We start from the raw sequence: 21,806 nt of genomic DNA on the forward strand, positions 1-21,806 counted from the left end.
GCGCACCGATCCGGACGGCGCCCAGCAGCTGATCGTGCACGCTCGGGCACGGGGGCTGGCCCTGCGCATCGAGCTGCGGCTCGAGGCCTCGGGTCTGGTGCGCCTGCGGCACGAACTGACCAACCAGGCGACGGTGGGCTATCGGCTCGACCGGCTGCTCGCCGTCCTGCCGGTGCCCGATCAGGCGGGCGAGCTGCTCGACCTGACCGGCCGGTGGTGTCGTGAGCGCAGCCCGCAGCGCCTCGACCTGGGGTACGGCACCTGGAGCCGCGAATCCCGTCGCGGCCGCACCGGGCATGATGCGCCGTTGCTGTTGACTTGTGGCACACCGGGTTTCGGTTTTCGCCACGGTGAGGTGTGGGCGGTGCACGTCGCCTGGAGCGGCAATCACGTGCACTACGCCGAGCGGCTACCCGAGGGCGCCGGATCTCATGCCGGGCCGGTGCTCGGCGGCGGCGAGCTGCTCGATTCGGGCGAGATCGAGCTGGCGCCGGGCGAGAGTCACGCCAGCCCGTGGGTGGTCTTCAGCTACTCCGGCGACGGCCTGGACGGCGCGAGCGCGCGGATCCACAGCTGGCTGCGGTCGCGGGCGCAGCACCCGCATGCGCCGATCCGCCCCCGCCCGCTGGTGCTGAACACCTGGGAGGCGGTCTATTTCGATCACGATCTCGACCGGCTGACCGAGCTCGCGCGGGTGGCGGCGGCCGTCGGGGTCGAGCGGTTCGTGCTGGACGACGGCTGGTTCGGTGGCCGCCGCACCGATCGGGCGGGTCTGGGGGACTGGTATGTCTCACCCGAGGTCTGGCCGCAGGGGCTGAAGCCGCTGGCGGACGTCGTCCGGGGGTTCGGCATGGACTTCGGGCTGTGGTTCGAGCCCGAGATGGTCAACCTCGACTCCGACGTGGCGCGCGCCCACCCCGACTGGCTGCTCGGTCCCGGCCCGGCGCAGGGTGTCGAGGTGGCGCGCGCCTGGCGGCATCAGCACCTGCTGAACCTCGCGGTCCCGGGGGCGTATGCCTACCTGCTGGAACGGCTCGACGCCCTGGTGGGCGAGATCGGCATCGCCTTCATCAAGTGGGACCACAACCGTGACCTGCACGAGATGCCCACGCACGCCCAGACCGCCGCGCTCTACCGGCTGCTGGACGATCTGCGCGCCCGCCACCCCGGCCTCGAGATCGAGTCGTGTTCCTCGGGCGGCGCCCGGGTGGACCTCGGTGTGCTGGAACACACTGATCGGGTGTGGGCCTCGGACACCAACGACGCCCTCGAGCGGCAACAGATCCAGCGCTGGACGACGCTGCTGCTGCCGCCGGAGCTGATCGGTTCGCACATCGGTGGCCCGGTGTCGCACACCACCGGGCGGACCGCCGACCTGTCGATGCGGGCGATCACGGCGCTGTTCGCCCATGCCGGCATCGAGTGGGACATCACGCAGTGCACCCCGGCCGAGCTGGAGCAGATCGCGTCGTGGGCCGCGTTGTACAAGGAGGTCCGCACCCTGCTGCACACCGGAATCGTGGTGCGCGCGGACGAGGTGGGTGCCGGCGGCGGCAGGTCCGACGATCCGGAATGCCTGCTGCACGGTGTCGTCGCCGCGGACGGGCGCGAGGCGCTCTTCGCCTACGTACGGCTGCGCACCTCGGTCTCGGCCAACGCCGGCCGGCTGCGGCTGCCCGGGCTCGACCCGACGCGGCGTTACCGGGTACGCCGCCGGGACGAGGCGGGGCCGGCCCGGGGTCAGGTTCTCCGTCAGCCCGACTGGTGGCAGTCCGGGAAGGCCGAGGCGACGGGCGCGGTGCTCGCCGCCATCGGGCTGCCCGCCCCGGTGCTGCACCCGTCCCAGGCGGTGCTGCTGCACCTCACGGCCGGGTGACGGCGCTCTGGGTCACCAAATCATGATCACATTGAAGATCACGATGAAGGATTTCGTCACGTTGGCGGTTGTGGAGTCCTCAACGTGATCTTTGATTGTGACGCGTTTCTGCAACGTGATCTTCAATGTGATCGTGAACGGTGCAGCGGTCAGCCGTCGTGGGACAGCACGTGCCGCCGGAACGCCTCTGCCGAGGGCAACAACCGTCGCTCGGCTGACCAGAGCAGGGTGATGGTGCGTCGCGCCCCGGCGTCCGCCAGGGGTACCGGGGTGGCGCCGTCGGACCCCGTCCGCCCGGGTTCGGCGCCCATGGCCGGCATCACCGCCACACCCAACCCGGCAGCCACGAAGCCGCGCAGCGTGGCCAAGTCGTCGGCCACGAACGCGACGTGGGGGTCGATGCCGGCGTCTCGGCACAACTCGTCGGCCTGAACCCGAAGGGTGCGCTGCGGGGGCAGGACGACGAACGGCTCGGCGGCGGCCTCGCGCAGCCACACCTCGGGGCGCCGAGCGAAGGCGTGGCCCGGCGGGACGATCAGCACCAGTGGTTCGGAGAACAGTCGCCGCGACGTCACCGCCGGATGGTGTGGGCGACGCGAGGTCAGCTCGAGGTCGACCGCTCCCTCGGCGATCGGGGTAGAGCCCAGGGTGCCGTCCGAGCGGGTCAGCTGAAAGGTGACCCGGGGCTGCGCCACGCGGAACGAGGCCACCAGCTCGGGCACCAGCCATGAGCCCAGCGACGGCTGGAACGACAGCCGTACGGTGCCGGTGGCGGGGTCGAGCAACTGCTCCACGGCGGCGACCCCGTCGTCCAGCGAGTGGATCAACGCGTCGACGTGACGCTTGAAGGTGGCCCCGGCATGTGTCAGTCGCAGCAGGCGCCCCGACTTGCGCAGCAGGGGGGTGCCCAGCTCGACCTCCAGTCGGGCGAGTGCCCGCGACACCGAGGGCTGGCTGATCCGGTAGATCTCGCTGACCTCGGTGACCGTGTGCCCGTCGGCCACCTGCTGGAACCAGCGCAACACCTCGGTCTCCACGCCACCGAGTCTAGCTACTCATGCGCTGAACGTATGGATTCGATCAGGTATTGATATTGGACGTATGGGTTGATTCGCCGAATACTTGAACCATGAACATCGCGCACATCCCCAGCCCCCGTACCGCACTGGACGAGCTGCGTGAGCGCCGTGGCGCTCGCGCTGCTGGTCGCCAGCTCCGCCGCGAGCTCGCCTCCTACGACACCCCCGCCGCGATCGCCGACCTGATGGCCATGGTCGAGCGGACCGAAGGTGCTCAGGCCGACGAGATCCGGGGCGTCCTGGCCCACAACCTGTTCGAGTACAACCGCCGCTCCTCGATCGCCTGACACTCGATCGCCCGAGCTCGTTCGCTGCCCCGGTCGCCCTGTTTCACCCACGGCGACCGGGGCAGTGAAGTGTTCTGAGAACCTGTGCGACACCTGACAGAATGACCGTCATGCCGTCGTCCCAGGCCCCTGCTCCGACCCCCGAGACCGCTGCGAGTACCCCGAGGCTCTTCTCGGGGATGCAGCCCACCGCCGACTCACTCCACCTCGGCAACTACCTCGGTGCGCTGGCCCAGTGGGTGGCCCTGCAGGACAGTCACCAGACCGTCTACTGCGTCGTCGACCAGCACGCCATCACGGTCGAGCAGGACCCCGACGTGCTGCGCCGCCGGGTACGTGTCACCGCAGCCCAGTTCCTCGCCGCCGGCATCGACCCGGCCCGCTCGATCCTGTTCGTGCAAAGTCATGCCCCCGAGCACGCCCAGGCGGCGTGGGTGCTGCAGTGCCTGACCGGTTTCGGTGAGGCCAGCCGGATGACCCAGTTCAAGGACAAGTCCCTGCGCGAGGGTGCCGATCGCGCCAGCGTGGGCCTGTTCACCTACCCGATCCTGCAGGCTGCCGACATCCTGCTCTACGACGCCGCCGTGGTGCCGGTCGGCGAGGACCAGCGCCAGCACCTCGAACTCACGCGCGACCTCGCTCAGCGCTTCAACGCGCGGTATGGCAACACCCTCGTCGTCCCCGAGCCGCACATCGTCAAGGCCACCGCCAAGATCCTCGACCTGCAGCGGCCCGACAAGCAGATGAGCAAGTCCCTGGGCGGCAGCGGCTGCCTGTTCCTGCTGGACGACGTCAAGGTCTCGGCCAAGAAGATCAGGTCGGCGGTGACCGACCTGGGCCGCGAGGTGGTCTTCGACGTCGAGCACAAGCCCGGTGTCTCCAACCTGCTCACCATCCTGTCGGCGTTGTCCGCCACCCCGGTCGAGATCCTCGAGAAGCGGTTCGTGGGCGCCGGCTACGGCGATCTCAAGAAAGAGGTCGCCGCGGTCTACACCGACTTCGCCGGAGACTTCGCCGAGAAGACCCACCGCTGGTTGGCCGACCCGGCCGCCCTGGACGACGTGCTGGCCGACGGTGCGGTGCGCGCTCGGGCGATCTCGGGTGAGCGGCTGGCCGACATGTACCGCAAGGTCGGGTTCGCGTGACCACCACCCGCACCTCCTCGGCGACGGCCGCCACGGCGCCGCCGGCCTCGGTCGACACCCTCGTGCTCGGGGTGGTGGTCGATCTCCCCGACCCCGCAGCGGGCCAGCTGCGCGCCCACCGCGAGGCGATCGGCGACCCCCAGGTCGACCTGATCCCGGCTCACGTCACGTTGCTGCCCCCGACGGCCGTCGTGCCGGACGACCTGCGGCGCATCGAACGGCACCTGGCCACGCTGGCCACGCGCTCGCACGCCTTCGAGGTCATCCTGGACGGCGCGGGGACCTTCCGGCCCGTCTCCCAGGTGGTCTACGTGCGGGTGACGGAGGGCGCCGAGCACCTGGACCAGCTGCAACAGGCCGTCCGGCGGGGGCCGCTCGAGCGTGAGCTGGTCTATCCCTTCCACCCGCACGTCACGGTGGCCCACAAGCTGGACGACGCCGTGCTCGACGTCGCCATGAGCCGGCTGGCGCAGTACCGGGCCAGTTTCACGGTCGACTCGTTCCTGCTCTACGAGCAGGATTCCGCCGGAGTGTGGCACCCGCGCCGCCGATTCGGCTTCGGTCGCGCCCAGCGCGCCGCCCGGACCCGGTGAGCTCTGCACCGATGAAGCAGGCCCTGGCCCGGCTGCAGGCCACCAGAGCCCTGCGGGCCTGGAATCGCTATGGCGTCCGGCGCGGCAACGTGCTGGCCTCGGGTATCGCCTACGTCGCGTTCTTCTCCCTGTTCCCGGCCCTGGCGATCGGATTCACGGTGCTCGGCCTGGTGGTGGGTGGGCGCCGCGACCTGCAACGGCAGGTCGCCGACTACGTCAACGACACCATCGGCACGACCGTGATCGGGGTGCGTGACGGCGAGGGTGTGGTGTCCATCGATCGCCTGGTCGCGGGCGACCTGCTGACCGTGACCGGCGCCGTCGCCGCGGTGGTGATGCTGCTCTCGGGCCTGGGTTGGGTGGACGCCGTCCGACAGGGGATCCGGGCGATGTTCGATCTGCACGACGAGGGAAACCCGTTGCTGCGCAAACTGTTCGACATCGTGGTGCTCGCCGTGGTGGGGATCGGCGTCCTGCTCTCGGTGGCCGCCTCGCTGCTGTTGTCCGCGGCCGGCGGCGCGGCTCTGGGGTGGCTCGGGGTGGACGACGGGGTGGCCGCACTGCTGCTGCAGCTGGCTGTCGACCTGGTGCTCGTGGGGGTCGACATCCTGCTGTTCCTGATGTTCTTCCGGTTGCTCGCCCGGGTGCACCGGCCGGTGCGTGAGCTGCTCGGTGCGGCGCTGTTCGGGGCGATCGGCCTACTGGCGCTCAAGCTCGGCGCCGGGTTGCTGCTGCGCATGGCCTCGGGTAACCGTTTCCTGGCCAGCGCCTCGATCCTGATCGGACTGCTGATCTGGCTGAACATGATCGGTCGACTGACCTTGCTGGCGGCGGCCTGGGCGGCGACGCCACACACCCCGGACGACGGCGCGGCGCCCGGCTCACCGCTCGCCATGGCGAGGCCGATCAGGGGCGCGCGCCCCGGCGTCCAGGGCTTCGGCGCCGCAGCGCAACCCCGCTCCCCACGGCAACCGTGACCGCGGCGAGCGCGAGGGCGGCGGCGGCACCGTAGGCAGGTCGTGCGTCGGCGGGTGAGCCGGCGGCCCGTGGGGCGGGCGTGGCCGGTGTCGCGACGAAGGTCGGCGAGCTGGTTGGTGAGCTGGTTGGTGCCTCGATCGCCGGGGCGTTCAGCGTTCCCACCGCCCGGGCTCGCACCCCGTGGGCGAAGGCCCAGTCGAGCAGCGCTGCGGTGGCCCGCCACGTGTTGGTGTCGGCTCGCAGGATGACGGCGACATAGCGATGAGCGCCCCGCGCGGCCGTGCCGACGAAACTGCCGCCGGCCTGCGAGGTCCACCCGTTCTTCAAGCCGGTGGCGCCCGGATAGTTGTAGAGCAACCGATTGTGGTTCTGGATCTGGAAGGTCCTGCGGTCGGCCGCTCGCAGCGCGGTGCCGGCCTGCGGGAAGGCGAAGCTGCGCGTGGTGACCAGGGTGGCGATCCGGCGATCGGCCAGCGCGGCACGGGCGAACAGGGCCAGGTCATAGGCACTGGAGGTCTGCCCGGGCGCGTCCAGCCCCGAGGTGTTGGCCACGTGGGTATCGCCCGCGCCCAGGGTGAGTGCCGTGGCCTGCAAGGCCTCGGCGGCCCGGACCTGGCCCCCGGCGAGTTCGGCCAGGGCATGGGCGCCGTCGTTGGCGCTGCTCAGCAGCAGGGCATGCCACAACTGGTCGGCGGTGTAGCGCGAGTGGGGCACCAGCCCCACCCGGGTGCCGTCGACAGCCGCGTCCGCATCGGTGGCGGTGTACACGGCCGTCGGTGGGACGGCGTCCATCAGGGCGAGCGCGGTGAGTACCTTCAGCGTGCTCGCCGGGGCCAGGGGCAGATGGGGATTGCACGCGGCGAGCACGTCGCCGCTGTCCAGATCGGCGACCAACCAGGCGGTGGCTCGCAGCGGCGGGGGCGTCGAAGCGTCCCGGGTGTCGATCACCAGCCGGCCGGTGGCGCCCAGCAGCGGACCGCCCACGCTCGAGGTGACCTCGGGCAGCTCGGGGGCCGGTGTGGTGAGTGCCACGTTCGGCGTCCTGGTGCCGAGCGCCGACGGCGTCGGAGCCGTCGTCGTGAACGGGAAAAGAGTTGTGGCACAGGCAAAGACCTCTGGTGCCGAGGGCTGGGGTGTCGGCGTCGGTCGGGCCGCCGCGGGCAGCAGGGTGACCCCCGAGATCACCAGGCCGGCCAGTGTGGCGACCCCGAACCGGCGCCTTCGCCGGAACGTCACGGTGAGCATGAGGTAGCGTCCCACGCAATGAGTGATCACCTCGACGACCTGCACGCGATCGTCCCGGCCGGGGGGGCCGGCACCAGACTGTGGCCCCTCTCGCGCTCCGGGCATCCGAAGTTCCTGCTCGACCTGACCGGGTCGGGTCGCAGCCTGATCCAGCAGACCTACGACCGGTTGGCGCCCCTGGCCGCCTCGGTGGTCGTGGTCACCGGGCAGGCCCACGCGGCGACCGTCGCCGACCAGCTGCCCGAGCTCGACGCCGGCGACCTGATCGCCGAGCCCTCGCCCCGTGACTCGGCGGCCGCCATCGGGCTGGCCGCCGCGGTGATCGCCGCCCGGTACCCGGGGGCGGTCGTGGGTTCCTTCGCCGCCGACCACGTGATCCGCGACGTGCCCGCGTTCCACGCCGCCGTCCGCGAGGCGGTCGTGGTGGCCCGCGCCGGCGAGATCGTGACCATCGGCATCACCCCGACCGAGCCGTCGACCGCCTTCGGCTACATCCGCCCGGGTGCCCCGCTGGGACTGGACGGCGCGCCCTCGGCGGTGCGGGTGGACCGTTTCGTCGAGAAGCCGGACGCCGCCACCGCCGCCGGGTACCTCGTGCAGGGCTACCGCTGGAATGCCGGCATGTTCGTCGCCCGGGCCGAGGTGCTGCTGGCCGAGTTGGCCGAGCACCGGCCCGAGTTGCACGAGGGCCTGATCGAGATCGCCGCAGCCTGGGACACCCCCGAGCGGGCCGTCGCGCTCGACACGCTCTGGCCGACGCTCGAGAAGGTCGCCATCGACTACGCCGTGGCCGAACCCGCCGCGGACGCCGGGCGGGTGGCGGTGATCCCGGCCGACATCGGCTGGGACGACATCGGTGACTTCGCCTCGCTGGCGGGCTTGTTGACCCCGGCGGACGGCGCGGACGAGACCGGCAACGAGTTGCGCCTGCTCGGTTCGGCCGATCAGGTGCTGGCGCAGGACAGTTCCGGGTTGGTGATCCCGCGCTCGGGCCGGCTGGTCGCCATCCTGGGGTTGGACGACGTGGTCGTGATCGACACCCCGGACGCCGTGCTGGTGACCACCCGCGCGCGCGCCCAGGAGGTCAAGTCGTTGGTGGCGCAGCTGCAGGCCCGGGCTCGGCTCGACCTGCTCTGACTCAGTTCTGCCCGATCGCCGCGACGGATCGCCGCAGCGGGCGCAGGTCGACCACCTCGAGCGATCGCCCACTGTCGGCGTCGACGACGTGGAGTTCTTCGCGGGTGGCGTGCAGCAGCCGGGTGCCGTCGGGGGACAGGGCGACCACGTGCGGGGCCGGGTGGTCCAAGAGCTCACGGACGACCTCCCCGCTCTCGTCCAGCAGCCGGAGCGGGTACTGCGATTCGAACCGATACTCGCGCGGGTCGTCCTCGTCGGGCTCCTGGCGCAGCAGGAATCGCCATCCCTGATCGGTGCGCGCGAAGCCTTCGAGGCGGACGCCCTCGAGCCGGCGAACGTCGAGCACGGCCGCGCCGGTGGCTGCCTCCCGGACGAAGCTGCCGCCGCCCCAGGCGTAGTGGCCGCAGGCACTGGCGGTGCGGTGCCAGGCCGGGTTGGGCAGGTGAGGGTCGGTCCAGCAGAAGGTGCCTGCGGCCAGGTCGACGACCACGGTGGCATCGATTCCGGGCACCGTGCCGGACGTGAACCGAGGCACCGCGTCGGTCAGCGGGCCGCTCAGCCAGCGCCGTTGCTCGAGGTCACGCACGTAGGCGACCGGCAGGAAGCCCCGCGCGTCCGCGCCACCGCCTCCCGGCACCAGCAGCAGCCGGCCTCGATCGCCACCCACGGCGCGCAACCCATTCGTGGCGAAGGCATCGCGGATCTCACCGGTCGCGCTCAGGACGAGGCTGGTTCGGGGGAACTGGACCAGGTACCCCTGCTGCAGGACCGCGCAGTCGACGGGCGTGAAGGCGTCGAGGTCCTCGGTCAGCTCGAGATAGAGGTCGGACGTAGCGGGCTCGCCCTGGGCGCCGCACCTCGGTGTCGACAGGTAGGCCGAGAAGTAGTACGGCGCCAGCTCGGACATCGGCTGCCATCGGGTCAGGGCCACTGTGTCGACACCATCACCGGCGGACTCCAGTACCTCCACGATCGCCTGGAGGTGTGCCCGAGCCTCCTGCTGGAGGAGGACCGGTGCGCCACGGCCCTGCCGCGCCGCGACGATCTGATCGATCCGCAGCACATCGGCGGCCGCGACGTCGGCCGCCGAGATCGGCGGGTCCAGGCGCTCACGTGGGTCACGCGGCACCTCGATCTCCTGGACGACGAGGTCGGCGGGCAGCAGGCCGGCCCCGGTGAACCGGCCGAACTCGTCGTGGGGGTAGGGACCCCGCTGCTGCGCGGGGTAGGCCTGGTCATAGGCCGCCTCGTCGAGGACTGCCCCTGAGCGCCAGGCCCGTCGGTGGTGGACGATGTCGACCACCTCGGCGAGGCTCAGACCGGTCCGCTGTGCGGCCGCGGCGCGGGCGCTGATCGGCAAGACGGAACAGGCCAACGGCAGTCTCACGACACCCCCCGGGTGATGACCGATCAGGTAGCTCCGAGGTACCGAACCGTGCCCGTGGAGCAGGTGTCAAGCGGGTGTCGAGCAGGTGTCGAGCAGGTCGGGGTCCGGCACCGGGGGCTCGAGACCGTGTGACCCGTTGCACCAGTGGTCCCGGGCCGGGTGTGCACCGGCCTGGGTAGCCTCGTGCGCAGGGTGTCCACCCCGATGAGCGTGACCTTCAGGAGGCGGCGATGGGCGAGACAGCGGCGAGCACCACGGCAGGGAGCCAGACCGAGTCGGGCCTGCCCATGAAGCCGCTCTACGGGCCCGACGACCTCGACGGGTTCGACGCCGACGCCGCCCTCGGGGTACCGGGTAAGTACCCGTACACCCGTGGCCCGTACCCCTCGATGTACACCGGCCGGCCCTGGACCATGCGCCAGTACGCCGGGTTCGGCAACGCCCGGGAGTCCAACGCCCGTTACCACCAGCTGGTCAACGCCGGCACCGGTGGGCTGAGTGTGGCCTTCGACCTGCCCACCCAGATGGGGTACGACTCCGATGACCCGATGGTCAGCGGCGAGGTCGGCAAGGTCGGCGTGGCGATCGACTCGGTCGACGACATGCTCACCCTGTTCGGCGGCCTCCCGCTCGACACGGTGTCGACCTCGATGACGATCAACGCGCCGGCCGCCGTCCTGCTGTTGATGTACCAGCTGGTCGCCGAGGAGCAGGGCGCCGACCCGACCAAGCTGGCCGGCACAATCCAGAACGACGTGCTCAAGGAGTACATCGCCCGCGGCACCTACATCTTCCCGCCGAAGGCCTCGCTGCGGTTGATCAGCGACATCTTCGCCTACTGCAAGAACGAGTTGCCGCGCTGGAACACCATTTCGATCTCGGGTTACCACATGGCCGAGGCCGGGGCGACGCCGGCGCAGGAGATCGCCTTCACGCTGGCGAACGCCAAGGAGTACGTGCGTGCCGCACAGGCCGTGGGCCTGAGCGTGGACGACATCGGCCCGCGGCTGTCGTTCTTCTTCGTGGCCCGCACCACGCTGCTGGAGGAGATCGCCAAGTTCCGGGCCGCCCGCCGGGTGTGGGCGCGGATCGTGCGCGAGGAGTTCGGCTCGACCAACCCCAAGAGCCAGATGCTGCGCTTCCACACCCAGACCGCCGGCGTCCAGCTCACCGCCCAGCAGCCCGAGGTGAACCTGGTGCGGGTGGCGCTGCAGGGCCTCGGCGCCGTCCTGGGTGGAACCCAGAGCCTGCACACCAACAGCTACGACGAGGCCATCGCGCTGCCGACCGAGAAAGCGGCCCGGCTCGCGCTGCGCACCCAGCAGGTCATCGCCTACGAGACCGACGTCTGCAAGACCGTCGACCCGTTCGCCGGCTCCTACGCCATCGAGGCGATGACCGACGAGCTCGAGGCCGCGATCGTCGACCTGATCAACCAGGTCGAGGAACGTGGCGGGGCCGTGGCGGCCATCGAGCAGGGCTTCCAGAAGAACGAGATCGAGCGGTCGGCGTACGAGGTGGCCAAGCAGATCGACTCCACCGAGCGCACCGTCGTCGGCGTGAACGCCTACACCATCGACGCCGAGGAGCCCTACGAGCCGCTACGGGTCGACCCGGCGATCGAGGCCGAGCAGCGTGACGCGCTGACCCGGTTGCGGGCCAACCGCGACCAGGCTGCCGTGGACGCCGCGATGGCTGCCTTGAAGACGGCCGCCGAGGGCACCGACAACCTGCTCTACCCGATGAAGCAGGCGCTCGCCGCCCGCGCCACCATCGGCGAGGTGTGCAACGCGCTGCGCGGGGTCTGGGGCACCTACGTGCCGCACGACAAGTTCTGACGCCCGCCGCGCCGTCCATGATCACCGTTTGGAATCCGGATTCGGGAAGAAGACCCGACAATCGGCATCCCAAACGGTGATCATGGGTTTCGGCAGAACGGGGGAGGGCCGTCCGGGGCGAAGCGGACGTATCCGCAGCGATCCGGGGCTACCGTGGGTCTGCGTGGAGCACCCTCGCTTGAGCTCGTTGTTCGAGTACCTCGCCGATGAACTCGTGGCGTTCCGGCGTGACCTGCACGCCCACCCCGAGATCGGTCACACCGAGTACCGCTCGACTCAACGCGTGGCGGAGCGGCTGACCCGCGCCGGGCTGGAGCCGCAGCTGTTGCCGGGCACCGGATTGATCTGTGACATCGGCGAACCCGGACGGCGCACCATCGCGTTGCGGGCCGATCTGGACGCGCTGCCGCTGCCCGAGGAGACCGGACTGCCGTTCGCCTCGACCGTCGAGGGGGTCTGCCACGCGTGCGGGCACGACGTCCACACCGCCGCCCTGCTGGGTGCCGCCCTGGTGCTCTCGGAGCTGGAGGCCTCCGGCCGGTTACCCGGCCGGGTGCGGTTGATCTTCCAGCCCGCCGAGGAGGTCAACCCCGGTGGCGCTCTCACCGTGATCGCCAACGGCGGCCTGGACGACGTCGAGCGCGCCTATGCCCTGCACTGCGACCCGGCCCGCGACGTCGGGGTGATCGGGGTGCGGGGCGGACCGATCACCTCGGCGTCCGACTCGATCCTGGTGCGTCTGGACGGACCCGGCGGGCACACCTCGCGGCCGCATGTCACCGGCGACCTGGTGTTCGCCCTGGCCCAGGTGGTCACCCAGGTGCCGGCGATCCTGAGTCGTCGCCTCGACCCGCGTGCCGGGATCGCCATGGTGTGGGGCCGGATCCGCGCCGGCGGAGCACCGAACGCCATTCCGCGGTTCGGCGAGGTGGCCGGCACCTTCCGCTGCCTCGACACCGCCGTCTGGGCGCGCGCCGGGTCGTTGATCACCGATGCGGTCCACGAGGTGGTGGCCCCGTACGGGGTGCGCGCCGAGGTGACCCACACGCGCGGCGTCCCACCGACGGTCAACGACGCGGACGCCGTCCTGCTGGTCGAGGAGGCGGTGCAGGCCGAGTTGGGCGAGGGCAGCGTGGTGCTCGCCGAACAGTCGCTCGGTGGGGAGGACTTCGCCTGGATGCTCGAGAAGGTGCCCGGCGCGATGATGCGCCTGGGTACCCGGACGCCGGGTGGACGCACCTATGACCTGCACCAGGGCGACCTCGTGGTCGACGAGCGGGCGATCACCATCGGTGCCCGGGTGCTCACGGCGATCGCCGTGAACGACCTCGGTCGGTTTCGCGCCCAGCCCTAGGCGCACCCAAAGATCCGATCACGTTTCGGACACCACCTGCAGGGCTGGGCATCTGGGCCTCAGGTGAGCAGCTAGTGTGCTGAGCATTCATGGCCCAGTACCCATCCGGGTACGCCAGGGCACACGAGATCGAAGGAGACACCCTTGCGCCGGGTGACCAGTCTGGTCGCGGTAATGGCCGCGGCAACCATGGCTCTCGCTGCGTGTGGCGGCGATTCAGGTAGTTCGACGTCCACGGCATCCAGTGGCGGTTCCAGCAGCGCCGCCGGTGGTGGCGAGAAGATCAAGGTCGGCCTCGCCTACGACATCGGCGGGCGTGGTGACAAGTCGTTCAACGACTCCGCTGCGGCAGGCCTCGACAAGGCCAAGGCCGATCTGGGCGTCGAGTTCAAGGAACTGTCGGCCACCCAGGGTGAGACCGACGCCGACAAGGAGGCCCGGCTCAAGCTGCTGGCCCAGGGCGGGTACAACCCGGTCATCGCGGTCGGCTTCCTGTACGGCGGCGCCATGAAGAAGGTGGCGGCAGCCTTCCCGAAGACCCAGTTCGCCATCATCGACTCGGTCGTCGACGGCGCCACCAATGTGACCGGCCTGACCTTCGCCGAGAACGAGGGCTCCTACCTGGTGGGTGTCGCCGCGGCGCTGAAGAGCAAGTCCGGCAACGTGGGCTTCATCGGCGGTTGTGACATCTCGCTGCTGCAGAAGTTCGAGGTGGGCTTCATCGCCGGTGCCAAGTCGGTCAAGGCCGACATCAAGATCCAGTCGAAGTACCTGTCGTTGCCGCCGGACTGCAAGGGCTTCAACGACCCGGCTGCGGGTGCCGAGACCGCGAACGGCATGTACGACGCCGGCGCTGACGTCATCTTCGCCGCGGCAGGCGGCTCCGGTACGGGCGTGTTCCAGTCCGCCAAGGCCAAGAGCAAGCTGGCCATCGGTGTCGACAGCGACCAGTACGAGAGCGCTGCAGCCGACCTCAAGCCGGTCATCATGACCTCGATGCTCAAGCGCGTCGACGTCGCGGTGTTCGACTTCATCAAGTCGGCTCAGGCCGGCACCCCGCTGACGGGTGTGCAGACCTTCGACCTGAAGAAGGACGGCGTGGGGTACTCGACCAGCGGCGGCCAGGTGGACGACATCAAGGACAAGCTGGAAGCGGCCAAGACCCAGATCACCTCTGGCTCGGTCAAGGTTCCCGACAAGAAGTGACCGTGTTGGTCTGACCTGAAGGTCAGTCCAGCCCCGGACGGGCTCGGGGGGACGCTAGCGTTCCCCCGAGCCCGTCCGTCGTTCTCGCAGGAGGCAGGCGTTCATGACCGCACCCGAGCCGCAGCCACCGTCCCCACCCGCGGTGCGATTGCAGGGCATCACCAAGCGCTTCCCGGGCGTGGTGGCCAACCACGACATCGACCTGGTGGTCGAGCCCGGCACCGTGCATGCCCTGTGTGGTGAGAACGGTGCCGGCAAGTCGACCCTGATGAAGATCCTCTACGGCATGCAGAAGCCGGACGAGGGAACGATCGAGGTCGAGGGCAAGCCGGTCACCTTCCACAGCCCGTCGGACGCCATCGCCGTCGGCATCGGCATGGTGCACCAGCACTTCAAGCTGGCCGACAACTTCACCGTCCTCGAGAACGTCATCCTGGGCAGCGAACCCGGGGGAGCCTTCTCGCTCGACACCGGCGCCGCCCGGCGCAAGATCCTCGACATCTCGAACCGCTACGGGCTGGATGTCGACCCCGACCCACTCGCCGCCGACCTCGGCGTGGGTGATCGGCAGCGGGTCGAGATCCTCAAGGCGCTCTATCGCGGCGCTCGGATCCTGATCCTGGACGAGCCCACCGCCGTCCTGGTGCCCCAGGAGGTCGACGAACTCTTCGCCGCGCTGAACGAGCTCAAGGCCGAGGGCCTGACCGTCATGTTCATCTCGCACAAGCTCGACGAGGTGCGCAAGATCGCCGATTCGATCACGGTGATCCGGCGCGGGACGACGGTCGCCACGGTCAGCCCGAAGGACGTCACCTCCCGCCAGCTCGCCGAACTGATGGTGGGCAGCGAGTTGCCCTCGCCGCAGACCACCGAATCGACCGTCACCGACCGGCCGGTGCTCACCGTCGAGAACCTCACCGTGACCGACGAGGACGGCCGGGCGCTCATCGACGACGTCAGCTTCACGATTCACGCCGGTGAGGTGCTCGGCATCGCCGGCGTCGAGGGCAACGGCCAGGCCGAACTGGTCGACGCGATCATGGGCATCCGGGTCTCGACCGGCCGGGTGACGCTCGAGGACCGCGACGTCTCGGACGAGTCGACCCGCCACCGCCGGGAGGCCGGCGTGGCGTTCATCCCCGAGGACCGGATCCGCCAGGGCCTGCTGCTCGAGGCGCCGCTGTGGGAGAACCGGGTGCTCGGCCATCAGACCACCGAGCCCAACAACACCAAGGGCCTGATCGACCGGCGCCATGCCCGCGGCGACACGCAGCGGATCGTCACGGAGTACGACGTGCGGACGCCGTCCATCGATGTCACCGCCTCGGCGCTGTCGGGCGGCAACCAGCAGAAGCTCATCGTGGGCCGCGAGATGAGCGGCAACCCCCGGTTGCTGCTCGCCGCCCACCCCACCCGCGGCGTGGACGTCGGCGCTCAGGCGGCGATCTGGGATCACCTCCGTCACGCTCGCGCCCAAGGCCTGGCGGTGCTGCTGATCAGCGCCGACCTCGACGAGTTGATCGGCCTCTCGGACAGCCTGCGGGTGATCCTGCGGGGCCGCCTGGTGGCCGAGGCAGACCCGGCCACGGTCACGCCGGAGGAACTGGGTTCGGCCATGACCGGTGCCGGTGCCCGAGCAGAAGGAGCCGCGTGATGGCCCGCCTCGACCCCCGCCGCCTCGGCATGGCCCTGGTCGCACCCGTCATGGCCTTCGTCGTGGCCATCCTGCTGTCGTCGGCGGTGCTGTTGATCGCCGGGCATGCGCCGATGACGGCGTTCCGCTCGATGTTCGACTTCGGGGTGCAGCCCGAGAACATGGTCAACATCCTCAACAAGGCCTCCGGGTACTACCTGTCGGCACTCGCGGTGGCGATCGGGTTCCGGATGAACCTGTTCAACATCGGGGTCGACGGCCAGTACCGGCTGGCGGCCATGTGCGCCGCCGTGATCGGGGCCGCCGTGACGCTGCCCGCACCGCTGCACGTGTTGCTGATCGTCGTGGTCGCCGTGGTGGTCGGCGCGATCTGGGCCGGCATCGCCGGGTACCTCAAGGTCTACCGCGGGGTCAGCGAGGTGATCTCGACGATCATGCTCAACTACATCGGCACCGCGCTGGCCGCCTGGATGCTCACCCCGGCCATGTTCGCCATCCTCGAGAACAACATCGTCCGGACGAAGGAACTGCCGACCTCGGCCTGGGTGCCGGGCTTCACCACCTCGGGCGGGGAGATCTACGGCTTCATCGTCGTGGCGGCCCTGGTCGGCCTGGGGTACTGGTTCTTGTTGGGGCGCACCCGGTTCGGGTTCGACCTGCGGGCCACCGGCATGAGTGAACCGGCGGCCGTGGCCTCCGGGGTGGACGTGAAGAAGATGGTGGTCACCTCGATGCTGCTCTCGGGTGGGGTGGCGGGGCTGGTCGGGTTGCCGATCCTGCTCGGTGCCTCGCACGCCTACGGGCAGGACTTCCCCTCCGGCATCGGGTTCACCGGGATCGCCATCGCCCTGCTCGGGCGCAACCACCCGGTCGGCATCGCCTTCGCCGCGGTGCTGTGGGGCTTCCTCGACGTGTCGAACCAGATCCTGGATCTCGAGAGCATCCCGAAGGAGATCGTCACCATCATGCAGGGCACCATCGTGCTCGCCGTCGTCGTGGCCTACGAGGTGGTGCGCCGCTGGCGGGTCAACGCCGAACAACGGCGGGTGGCCGCGCAACTCGGCGGGCCACAGAGCCCCGCCGCCCCGCCCGCCCCGGCGACGGCGGAGGTGGCCCGATGAGCGCCACGACCACGCCGGCTGCCCCGGCGCCGACCCCGGTGGACGACGGGCCGCCCCGCAGCACGTTGTGGCTGCGGGCGGGGTCCCTGGCCGTGGGTTTGTTGCTGGTGCTGTCGACCACCCGGGTGATCTCCGACGCCCAGGACCTGACGTCGTCCGGCACCGCCGGTGCGGCGCTGCGGCTCGCCGTCCCGATCATGCTGGCCGGCCTGGCCGGTCTGTGGTCGGAGCGCGCGGGCATCGTCAACATCGGCCTCGAGGGCATGATGGTGCTCGGCACCTGGTGCGCCGCCTACGGGGCGTTGCAGTTCGGCCCCTGGGCGGGGCTGCTCGCCGGCATCCTCGGCGGGGCGCTGGGCGGTCTGGTGCACGCCGTGGCAACAGTGACCTTCGGGGTCGATCACATCGTCTCGGGTGTGGCGATCAACCTGCTCGGCCCGGGTGTGGCGCGGTTCCTGTCGTCCCTGATCTTCACCGGCATGGACGGCGGTGGCGTCACCCAGAGCCCGCAGGCGCCGCAGCCGGCCACCTTCACGGTGCCCGGGGTCGCCAGTGGGCTGGCCTCACTCGAGAAGGAGCGGATCTTCGGCGTCTCGGACCTGGCCGGCATCCTCGGTGGCCTGGTCAACAACGTGTCCTGGGCGACGGTGGTCGCCGTGCTGCTGATCCCGGCCTCGATCTACGTGCTGTGGCGCACCCGGTTCGGGTTACGGCTGAGGTCGTGCGGCGAGAACCCATATGCCGCCGAGTCGCTCGGGGTGAACGTCTACCTCTACAAGTACCTCGGCGTGATCATCTCCGGCGGTCTGGCCGGGCTGGGTGGGGCCTACCTGTCGTTGATCGCCTCCAACTACTACCGCGAGGCGCAGACGGGCGGCCGAGGCTTCATCGGTCTGGCGGCGATGATCTTCGGCAACTGGCGTCCGGGGGGCCTCGCCCTCGGTGCCGGGCTGTTCGGTTTCACCGACGCGCTGCAGCTGCGCCAGGGCGAGACCAGTGTGCACGCCCTGTTCCTGGCCCTGGCGATCGGGTTGGCGCTGTACGGCATCTGGACCCTGACCAAGGGACGCCGCATCGCCGGCATCGCCTCGCTGGTGATCGCCGCGGGGTCGTTGGCGGTGTACCAGTTCACCGACACCGTCCCGGCGCAGTTCACCACGGCCACGCCGTACGTGACCACGCTGCTGGTGCTCGCCCTGGCCAGCCAACGATTGCGGATGCCGGCTGCGGACGGCCAGGTCTATCGCAAGGGCACGGCCAAATAGCCATGGCCGACCCGGTGAGCGGCTCCGCCGAGGTCGATTGGGTGCAGTTGCGCGCGGCGGCCCGGGCGGTGATGGCCCGGGCCTATGCGCCCTACAGCCATTTTCCGGTGGGAGCCGCAGGCCTGGTCAGCGGCACGCCATCGGAAGGTAACCCCGGTGAGTTGCGCCTGGTGACGGGGTGTAACGTCGAGAACGCCTCCTATGGAGTGGGCCTGTGCGCCGAGTGCGGGCTGGTCAGCGCGCTGCACGCCAGCGGCGGTGGCCGGCTGATCGCGGTGAGCATCGTCGGGGGTGATGGTGAGCCGCTCGTCCCGTGCGGGCGCTGTCGACAACTGCTGTTCGAGCACGGCGGTCCTGACCTGCTGGTCGAGACCCCCCGTGGCATCCTTGCCGTCCGGCAGATCCTGCCGGACGCGTTCGGGCCCCAGGACCTGAAGGAGTACTGACGTGGCCATCGCCGCGGTCGACGTGATCATCGCCAAGCGCGATCGGCACGAGCTCAGCGACGCCCAGATCGACTGGGTGATCGACGCCTACACCCGTGGTGTCGTGGCCGAGGAGCAGATGTCCGCCTTGGCGATGGCGGTCCTGCTCAACGGCATGACCCGGCGCGAGATCGCCCGGTGGACCGCCGCGATGATCGCCTCCGGCGAACGGATGGACTTCGCCGGCCTCGGCAAGCCGACCACCGACAAGCACTCGACCGGCGGCGTCGGTGACAAGATCACGCTGCCGTTGGCTCCGTTGGTGGCCAGCTTCGGGGTGGCGGTGCCGCAGCTGTCCGGCCGCGGGCTCGGCCACACCGGCGGCACGCTGGACAAGCTGGAGTCGATCCCCGGGTGGCGGGCCTCGATGAGCAACGACGAGCTGCTGGCGCAGCTCCGCGATGTCGGCGCGGTCATCTGCGCGGCAGGCGGTGGCCTTGCCCCCGCCGACCGCAAGCTCTACGCCTTGCGCGACGTCACCGGCACCGTCGAGGCGATCCCGCTCATCGCCAGCTCGATCATGAGCAAGAAGATCGCCGAGGGCACCGGGTCGCTGGTGCTCGACGTCAAGGTCGGCAGCGGCGCCTTCATGAAGACGGTGGATGCCGCGACCGAGCTCGCCCGCACCATGGTCGATCTGGGGACCGACGCCGGGGTGCGCACGGTGGCCCTGCTCACCGACATGTCGACCCCGCTCGGGCTGACCGCCGGCAATGCCCTCGAGGTGCGTGAGTCGATCGAGGTGCTGGCCGGGGGCGGCCCGCCGGACGTGGTCGAGCTGACCCTGGCACTGGCCCGCGAGATGCTCGCCGGGGCCGGACTGCCGGACGTCGACCCCGCACCGGCCCTGGCCGACGGCCGGGCGATGGACGCCTGGCGCCGCATGATCACCGCCCAGGGGGGCGACCCGGACGCCGCGTTGCCGACCTCGCGCGAGCAGCACGTCGTCCTGGCGCCGGCCGACGGCGTCCTGGTCGAGCTGGACGCGCTGAAGGTGGGCGTGGCGGCCTGGCGGCTGGGCGCCGGCCGCGCCCGCAAGGAGGACTCCGTCCAGGCGGCCGCCGGGATCGAGCTGCACGCCAAACCCGGTGCGTCCGTGCGGGCCGGGCAACCGTTGCTGACCCTGCACACCGATACCCCGCACACCTTCGAGGCAGCCCTGGCCGACCTGGACGGTGCCTGGACCATCGCGCCCGAGGGGTCGCGTCCGGTCGATCGCCCGTTGATCATCGATCGGATCGCCTGAGCCGCATGGCCGACGACGAGGCCGACCGTCGGCGGCGTCCGGAGTCGGTGTACCGGCACGGCACCGAGCCGGACCCGCGGTTCTCGCTGGCCAACGAGCGGACGGCGCTCGCCTGGGTGCGCACCGCGCTCGCCCTGGTGGCCGGGGGAGTCGGCCTGACCTCGGTGGCCCGGCTGGTCGGCCTGTCGCGGTGGGTGGACGCGGTGGCTGCGCTGATGTGTGTGCTCGGCGGGTGGCTCTCGGTGTCGGCCGTCCTGGGCTGGCGGCGTAAGGAGGTCGCCCTGCGCACCGGGCAGCCGTTGCCGGCGCCGGTCGCGTTGCCCTGGCTGGCCGGTGCCGTCGTGATCGGGGCACTGGCGCTGGCGTTCGTGGTGCTGACCGCTCGCGGTCGCGGCTGAGTCTCGGTCGGCGCGAGGATCGCCTGGTGGGACGCGACCCGGGGTTGCAGTCCGAGCGGACGGCGCTCGCCTGGCAGCGCACCGGGGTCGCCGGCGCGGTGGTCGGGGGTCTGGGCGTCCTCGCGGCCGCGCATCGGGGGTCCTGGGTGCTGCTCGTGGTCACCGCGGTGCTCACGGCACTGGGTGCCGCCGCCTCGGGGTACGCGGCAACCCGACCGCATCGTTCGCTGGAACGGCATGCGCCGCAGGACGTCCCGTCGTCCGGGTCGCCCTCACCGATGCTGCCCTCGCCCTGGCCTCGTCTGGTGGCCACGGCCGCCGTGCCGGCCCTGGTGGCCCTGGCGGGGATCGTGCTGGCCATCGCTCGCTGACCCACCACCCAACCCCGAGATCACCCACCCCCCGTGATCATGCAATCCGTGCACATCGACGCTCGCCGATAGGTCGATGTGCACGGATTGCATGATCACGGGGGGGGTGGGGGTGTGAAAGGCACCGGCCGGGGCGCCGCTGTACCGTCGGCCCATGAGCATTCGCCTGGGCTATCAGATCCCCAACTTCAGCTACCCCGGTGGCCCGGCCGCCATCGCTGAAACCGTTGTGCGCCAAGCGAAGGAAGCCGAGGCGGCCGGATTCGACGCGGTCCTGGTGATGGACCACTTCTACCAGCTGCCCGGCCTCGGCGCGCCCACCGAGCCGATGCTCGAGGCCTACACCCTGCTCGGGGCGCTGGCCACGGCCACCTCACGGGTGCAGCTCTCGACCCTGGTGACCGGCAACACCTACCGCAACCCCACGCTGCTGGCCAAGGCGGTCACCACGCTCGACGTGATGAGCGGCGGCCGGGCCGTCCTCGGCATCGGCGCGGGCTGGTTCGAGCTGGAGCACCAACAGCTGGGGTACGAGTTCGGCACTTTCACCGACCGGTTCCAGCGGCTGGAGGAGGCGCTGGCGATCATCGAGCCGATGTTGCGGGGCCGGCGTCCGACGTTCCAGGGCAGCTGGTATCGGGCCGAGAACGCCGCCAACGAACCGCGGGTGCGCGACGACCTGCCGATCCTGATCGGCGGTTCGGGGGAGCGCAAGACGTTCCGGTACGCGGCGCAGTACGCCGCTCATCTGAACGTGATCTGCGACGACACGGCGGTGCCGGGCAAGCTCGAGGCGCTGGCCCAGCGCTGCGACGAGGCCGGGCGTGATCGCTCGACGCTCGAGACCAGCTTCCTGGCGTTCCTGTTCCTGGGCGAGACCGACGCCGAGGCCGAGGCGCTCTACCGCGATTTCGCTGCGGCGCGTGGGGTCGACGTGTCGAACCTGGACGCCGACGCCCGCGCGGCCTTCGGTGCCCGGCACCTGGTGGGTGGGTCGGAGAGCGTGGCCGAGCAGGCGCAACGGCGCATCCTGGACGCGGGCGTCGACGGCCTCATCGTCAACATGGTGGCCAACGGTCACCAGCCCGGCATGGTCGAGCTGGCCGCAAAGACGTTGCGTCCGTTGGTGTATCCCTGACCC

20 protein-coding genes are annotated in these 21,806 nt (G+C 70.5%); 17 read left to right on the plus strand and 3 right to left on the minus strand.

Translation table 11 applies throughout. From position 1 onward, the window contains the following. Window positions 1–1,876, plus strand: a 1,876-nt coding sequence (locus tag IPK24_22590; protein MBK8078253.1) for an alpha-galactosidase, incomplete at its 5' end; no start/stop codon positions are given. Between the two features lie 149 nt (window positions 1,877–2,025). Here the strand turns inward: IPK24_22590 and IPK24_22595 are convergent. After that, complete coding sequence (locus IPK24_22595) at window positions 2,026–2,913, minus strand: LysR family transcriptional regulator (protein ID MBK8078254.1); 888 nt, start codon at window positions 2,911–2,913, stop codon at window positions 2,026–2,028. Between the two features lie 92 nt (window positions 2,914–3,005). On the opposite strand from IPK24_22595, the gene IPK24_22600 reads away from it, so the two are divergent. From IPK24_22600 to IPK24_22615, 4 genes are all read left to right on the plus strand, one after another. After that, window positions 3,006–3,242, plus strand: a complete 237-nt coding sequence (locus IPK24_22600) for a hypothetical protein (protein ID MBK8078255.1) — start codon at window positions 3,006–3,008, stop codon at window positions 3,240–3,242. A gap of 101 nt (window positions 3,243–3,343) precedes the next feature. Further along, the gene (gene trpS / locus IPK24_22605) at window positions 3,344–4,387 is read left to right on the plus strand and encodes a tryptophan--tRNA ligase (protein MBK8078256.1); all 1,044 of its coding nucleotides are present in this window, start codon (window positions 3,344–3,346) and stop codon (window positions 4,385–4,387) included. A 71-nt stretch (window positions 4,388–4,458) separates the two neighbouring features. Next, window positions 4,459–4,980, plus strand: a complete 522-nt coding sequence (locus tag IPK24_22610) for a 2'-5' RNA ligase family protein (protein ID MBK8078257.1) — start codon at window positions 4,459–4,461, stop codon at window positions 4,978–4,980. A gap of 11 nt (window positions 4,981–4,991) precedes the next feature. Further along, a complete protein-coding gene (locus IPK24_22615; GenBank protein ID MBK8078258.1) occupies window positions 4,992–5,957 on the plus strand; it encodes a YihY/virulence factor BrkB family protein in 966 nt (321 codons plus the stop codon). On the opposite strand, the gene IPK24_22620 is transcribed toward IPK24_22615, so the two are convergent. Next, a complete protein-coding gene (locus IPK24_22620; protein MBK8078259.1) occupies window positions 5,887–7,218 on the minus strand; it encodes a D-alanyl-D-alanine carboxypeptidase in 1,332 nt (443 codons plus the stop codon). The genes IPK24_22615 and IPK24_22620 overlap by 71 nt on opposite strands. A 3-nt stretch (window positions 7,219–7,221) precedes the next feature. Here IPK24_22620 and IPK24_22625 point away from each other — a divergent pair, with 3 nt between their 5' ends. Then, on the plus strand, window positions 7,222–8,340 hold the full coding sequence (locus tag IPK24_22625; GenBank protein ID MBK8078260.1) for an NTP transferase domain-containing protein: 1,119 nt from the start codon (window positions 7,222–7,224) through the stop codon (window positions 8,338–8,340). Window position 8,341: 1 nt separating this feature from the next. Here the strand turns inward: IPK24_22625 and IPK24_22630 are convergent, their stop codons facing one another. Further along, complete coding sequence (locus tag IPK24_22630; protein ID MBK8078261.1) at window positions 8,342–9,727, minus strand: hypothetical protein; 1,386 nt, start codon at window positions 9,725–9,727, stop codon at window positions 8,342–8,344. Between the two features lie 230 nt (window positions 9,728–9,957). On the opposite strand from IPK24_22630, the gene IPK24_22635 reads away from it, so the two are divergent. From IPK24_22635 to IPK24_22685, 11 genes are all read left to right on the plus strand, one after another. Beyond that, window positions 9,958–11,565, plus strand: coding sequence for an acyl-CoA mutase large subunit family protein (locus tag IPK24_22635; protein MBK8078262.1), 1,608 nt, complete (start codon window positions 9,958–9,960; stop codon window positions 11,563–11,565). Between the two features lie 82 nt (window positions 11,566–11,647). Continuing rightward, window positions 11,648–12,919 carry an amidohydrolase gene (locus IPK24_22640; GenBank protein ID MBK8078263.1) on the plus strand — a complete coding sequence of 424 codons (1,272 nt, stop codon included), beginning with the start codon at window positions 11,648–11,650 and terminating at the stop codon, window positions 12,917–12,919. Between the two features lie 174 nt (window positions 12,920–13,093). Next, the gene (locus IPK24_22645; GenBank protein MBK8078264.1) at window positions 13,094–14,125 is read left to right on the plus strand and encodes a BMP family ABC transporter substrate-binding protein; all 1,032 of its coding nucleotides are present in this window, start codon (window positions 13,094–13,096) and stop codon (window positions 14,123–14,125) included. Window positions 14,126–14,228: 103 nt separating this feature from the next. Continuing rightward, window positions 14,229–15,779, plus strand: a complete 1,551-nt coding sequence (locus IPK24_22650) for an ABC transporter ATP-binding protein (GenBank protein MBK8078265.1) — start codon at window positions 14,229–14,231, stop codon at window positions 15,777–15,779. Then, on the plus strand, window positions 15,779–16,900 hold the full coding sequence (locus IPK24_22655) for an ABC transporter permease (GenBank protein MBK8078266.1): 1,122 nt from the start codon (window positions 15,779–15,781) through the stop codon (window positions 16,898–16,900). Before IPK24_22650 ends, IPK24_22655 begins: the two co-directional genes overlap by 1 nt. After that, the gene (locus IPK24_22660; protein MBK8078267.1) at window positions 16,897–18,165 is read left to right on the plus strand and encodes an ABC transporter permease; all 1,269 of its coding nucleotides are present in this window, start codon (window positions 16,897–16,899) and stop codon (window positions 18,163–18,165) included. Before IPK24_22655 ends, IPK24_22660 begins: the two co-directional genes overlap by 4 nt. 2 nt (window positions 18,166–18,167) lie before the next feature. Further along, complete coding sequence (locus tag IPK24_22665; protein MBK8078268.1) at window positions 18,168–18,611, plus strand: cytidine deaminase; 444 nt, start codon at window positions 18,168–18,170, stop codon at window positions 18,609–18,611. 7 nt (window positions 18,612–18,618) lie between these two features. Further along, a complete protein-coding gene (locus IPK24_22670; protein MBK8078269.1) occupies window positions 18,619–19,896 on the plus strand; it encodes a thymidine phosphorylase in 1,278 nt (425 codons plus the stop codon). 5 nt (window positions 19,897–19,901) lie between these two features. Then, window positions 19,902–20,294: a DUF202 domain-containing protein gene (locus IPK24_22675; GenBank protein MBK8078270.1), complete on the plus strand. Its 393-nt coding sequence runs from the start codon at window positions 19,902–19,904 to the stop codon at window positions 20,292–20,294. A 26-nt stretch (window positions 20,295–20,320) separates the two neighbouring features. Continuing rightward, complete coding sequence (locus IPK24_22680; protein MBK8078271.1) at window positions 20,321–20,665, plus strand: DUF202 domain-containing protein; 345 nt, start codon at window positions 20,321–20,323, stop codon at window positions 20,663–20,665. Between the two features lie 154 nt (window positions 20,666–20,819). Further along, on the plus strand, window positions 20,820–21,803 hold the full coding sequence (locus IPK24_22685) for an LLM class F420-dependent oxidoreductase (GenBank protein ID MBK8078272.1): 984 nt from the start codon (window positions 20,820–20,822) through the stop codon (window positions 21,801–21,803). Window positions 21,804–21,806: the final 3 nt, after the last annotated feature.

The organism is Kineosporiaceae bacterium (genome assembly GCA_016713225.1).
In the GTDB taxonomy this organism is placed as follows: domain Bacteria; phylum Actinomycetota; class Actinomycetes; order Actinomycetales; family Kineosporiaceae; genus JADJPO01.